General features: G+C 45.1%; 3 protein-coding genes. 1 reads left to right on the forward strand and 2 read right to left on the reverse strand.

The annotated features are described in order from the left end of the window. Window positions 1-469: hypothetical protein (locus K8S15_09940; protein ID MCD4776355.1), on the reverse strand; the 469-nt coding region annotated here is incomplete at its 3' end. A 355-nt stretch (window positions 470-824) separates the two neighbouring features. Beyond that, window positions 825-1,904: a hypothetical protein gene (locus K8S15_09945; GenBank protein ID MCD4776356.1), complete on the reverse strand. Its 1,080-nt coding sequence runs from the start codon at window positions 1,902-1,904 to the stop codon at window positions 825-827. Between the two features lie 106 nt (window positions 1,905-2,010). Here K8S15_09945 and K8S15_09950 point away from each other — a divergent pair, with 106 nt between their 5' ends. Continuing rightward, entirely contained in the window at window positions 2,011-3,057 is a 1,047-nt protein-coding gene (locus K8S15_09950; GenBank protein MCD4776357.1) for an IS110 family transposase, read from the forward strand. Window positions 3,058-3,985: the final 928 nt, after the last annotated feature.

Raw genomic sequence — 3,985 nt, forward strand, 5'->3', positions numbered from 1 at the left:
AATAGACAAACGAATAACCATGCCTCGGTTTCAGACTTTCTAACACTGCAAGAAAATCGCCGTGCTGTAAGTAGAAGGTTATTAATACTAGTACTGAACCTATGACTGCTGATTGCCACAGATTCGTGCTAGTAATGCCGATGCTTCTGAGAGATTCACCATCTCTGATGATGAAGATCCCCACAGATAACAGCATTAATATCAAAGGTAGAAACTGTTTAACTAGGTCACCGAGGTTCGTGTATCCCATTTCCAATCCGGGTGCTTCTGCCTGAAGTGATCGCATACCCATCGTCACAATAGCGAAAAGAAGCATAGAAAAGGTGACTGCAATCGTGGCATGAAGAGAACTCCTCTTTGGCTTGGCAATTCCAGGATCAAGTGGCTTACAGCGAAGAAGCCGCGACAAACCCCATACAACACCTCCGATTACGGAAAATGCAATAATCTGAATTACAAAATTATTCATTCCTCAAACCAATCTTTTCTGACCGAACGTTTGCATAACCAGCACAGATATTACTATGGCTCAATACTTTGCATTTGTAGCTGGTTCATGCATTTGTTGGCGGAACTATTTCCGCCCTGTTATCATAATGTTTTCTACGAATAGTACTTACCGGTCTTTTACTGGCACGATATTTTCCGCGTGTTTTTTATTTTTTACGGCGGCGGCTTTTTTTGTTCTATGGGCCCGTTTTCCGTTTGTTCTTTTGTGCTCAAGCCGGCGCCGTTTTTTATCTCGTCAACAATCAGCGTAACCAGCACCTTCACCCTTGCTCTAGTACCATAGCAGGTGACTGGTTCACGCTGTGGTTATGTACTTAATTATCGTTCTCCCTAAACGTCTCATATAGTTGCAACTCATCAAACCAAAGCCATACTTTACTAAGATCAGTGAATCTTTCTATATTATTGTCTTCGATAAATTTCGCTTCAATATATTGGTTGAGAAATGCTTCACATGTTCTCCGAGGATGTTTTGAAATCCAAGAATTGAAGAAGTCATCCCGTACGCTATAATGGTGAGAGTGAATTAGAAACGACCATGTCTCCTTTAGCTCTTCCTCTTTTTTAACATCAATTATTTCTATCTGCTCAATGGTGCGTAGATTGGGATTTCCCCAGGCACCCTTTAACAGATCAACTGCGCTAACATCTGACGAGGGAGCACCATAACCAAAGATAGTAACTAGAGGAGCCTTTTCTAGTGCTTCGGAAAGAACACTCCATTGCCTTGAAATAAAATCATTTAGGTGGTAGTTCTTATTTTCAATAGGATAGAGTAGCGGGATTGCATAAAGCTTTCCTCCACAGTTGGCGCAAGCCGAACCAACGTGGCCCATTGAATGACCGTTCTCGCAATACCCAACTCCAACATTTCCGTGGAGGAATAACACTTTTGGCATTTTAAATCTGCGTCCATTCCTTGTTATCGCCTGCACAAGAAAAGGATCCCAATTAAATGTAGCGATGACGTCCTTCTCTCTTAAAGATAGGACTAAATAATCATAGATTGTTGCTTGTTCTGGAAGGGATAATTCCTTGAAATAGGAGTAGATTGAGTTCTCTAATTCTTTGACAATTTCAATTGCTTTTGGATCACTGGATAATCTTGAATAGATTTCCTCAAAATTGAATGAAGAATTAAGGGATTCTATCGGTTTAATCAAATCTTGAAGGGAAAGGGTGGAAATCAGATTGTTCATCAAAGGTAGTTTCCTACCATTTTTATCCCCATTTGGGAGTGAAGCATAACTTGCACCAGCCCCTAAGATGACAACATGGGGTTTTCCGCAGAACACCTTTTCTATTTCCTCGTGTCTCGTTACTCGCATTCCATTTCCATTTTTTACATAACGCTCAGAATAACCAGTGCATGGATTCTGTTCTATATAACCCATACCCTTGCATCTGGTTAATTCAGTTGATACTCATTGAGGCCTCCCCCTCGGCATGCCATCTTGGTATGCTGGTGGTGGAAACCTTAACCTAAAAGGAGGAGACCCAATGAGATTCTATACTACCACACACCAATATTACTGCGGCATCGACCTACACGCCAGGGTGATGTATCTCTGCATCATCAGTTCCGATGGTGAGATCGTTCTTCACCGGAACATGAAAGCTGATCCGGAATCACTTCTCAAAGCCATCGAACCTTACAGACCGGATATCATAGTCGGGGTAGAATGCATCTTCACCTGGTACTGGATTGCAGATGTATGTGCCGAGGAAGGAATACCTTTCACTCTTGGCCATGCTCTCTACATGAAGGCAATTCATGGGGGCAAGGCAAAGAATGACCGGATAGATTCGGGAAAGATAGCTGCTATGCTCAAAGGCGGAATGTTCCCCATGGCCTATGTCTATCCTGCGAAGATGAGGGCAACGAGAGATCTTCTGAGAAGAAGGAACTACCTTGTTCGGAAGAGAGCTGATCTTATCGCTCATGTTCAGAACACGAACAGCCAGTACAACCAACCTGCGTTCGGTATTTCCAATATCACGCACAAATGTCGCCGAGAAGAGATTCTGGGTCACTTCACAGATCCGGATGTTTACATGAGCATGAGGGTCAATTTTGATCTGATTGATCAGTTTGCCGTTCAGATCAGGGCAATGGAAAAGCATGTTCTTGACAATGCAAAGAACCATGATCCACAGTCGTTGTACCTGTTGCGAACCATATATGGAATCGGGAAGGTCTTATCACTGACGATTCTCTACGAGATAGGAGACATTGACCGCTTCCCGAGAGTACAGGACTTTGCATCCTACAGCAGGCTGGTAAAGTGTGCCAGAGAATCCGCCGGGAAACGATATGGCACTTCCGGAAGCAAGATCGGGAATGTTCATCTCAAATGGGCGTTCTCTGAAGCCTCTGTAATGTTCCTGAAAGGAAATCCGGAAGGGATGAAATACAAGAAAAGGCTGGAGAGAAAACATGGCAAAGCCAAGTCTCTCTCCATCCTCGCTCATAAGCTTGGAAGAGCAACTTATTACATGCTTAAGCGTGAGAAGGCATTCGATATGAATAAGTTCCTCAGGGCGTAAGAAGGGAGGGAGCGGCCAAGCCAAACGTCTAACTGTGACCGAAAGGAAGAAGCTGGATGAGTCCCCTCGCAGAGAAACTTCGAGAGAATCTGGCAAGGGCATGTGCCTTGACCAGGATGAAGGTACCTCAGCACATTCCAGGTAAACATTTTTGGTTGATTGGATGGTCGTTCCGCTCCTGCAGATATGAAAGGTATTCAGTGAAGTGTTCTGCTCCTCCCCCGAACCCGGAGCTAACTGGTGAATGTTGCGGCATTCAGCCCGACGTTTTGAATGGGACGGCATGAGGGAACGTATGTGTTTCTAGGACGAGAAGGAAAAATCCTTCCCGGCTCATTCAGGATGAGCCGCAGATCCTCGATAAGTGTTTGGTGCAGAACCTGATTATTGAAACTAAGACAGAATGCGAAGGCTGAATACAAGACGAAGATTGAAACAGTTAGCACATGCTGTCAGTAACGAACTTTACCCCTTGACAGGGGGTGGCCTCATAAGTGTTCGGTGTTTTATTGCTTTTACTTTGTTCCAGTTTACCTGAGAATGATAGTGTCTAATTCCTACAATAACAAGGGTTTGCTGGAGTGTAATAAGGATACCGGACCCGGCCCGATTCCGTTCACGACATGATACGCTAGTAGTACTCCCTGCAGAATCCCTGGAAATTGTACGGATTGCTTCGCGCCAGTCTCGGGTGCTTCCGGGCTAGACGCAGGGCAAAATCGGTGGTCGCACCCGGTTTATGAATTTGACCCTTCTTGTGACTCAGCTCGTGGATCAGGCTGGCGGCCCTGAAGGAGGCTGACGTCCGGTCGAACCACCCCGGACATATCTTGATGCGCAGCCACGGGGAACAGAATGCCGCGTTATTACCCCTGCATCGGAAGGATCGGAACCCGTGCTGGTGCTGAACGATGGCGAACTTCACGGT

The organism is Candidatus Aegiribacteria sp., from assembly GCA_021108005.1.
GTDB lineage: Bacteria > Fermentibacterota > Fermentibacteria > Fermentibacterales > JCC-6 > Aegiribacteria.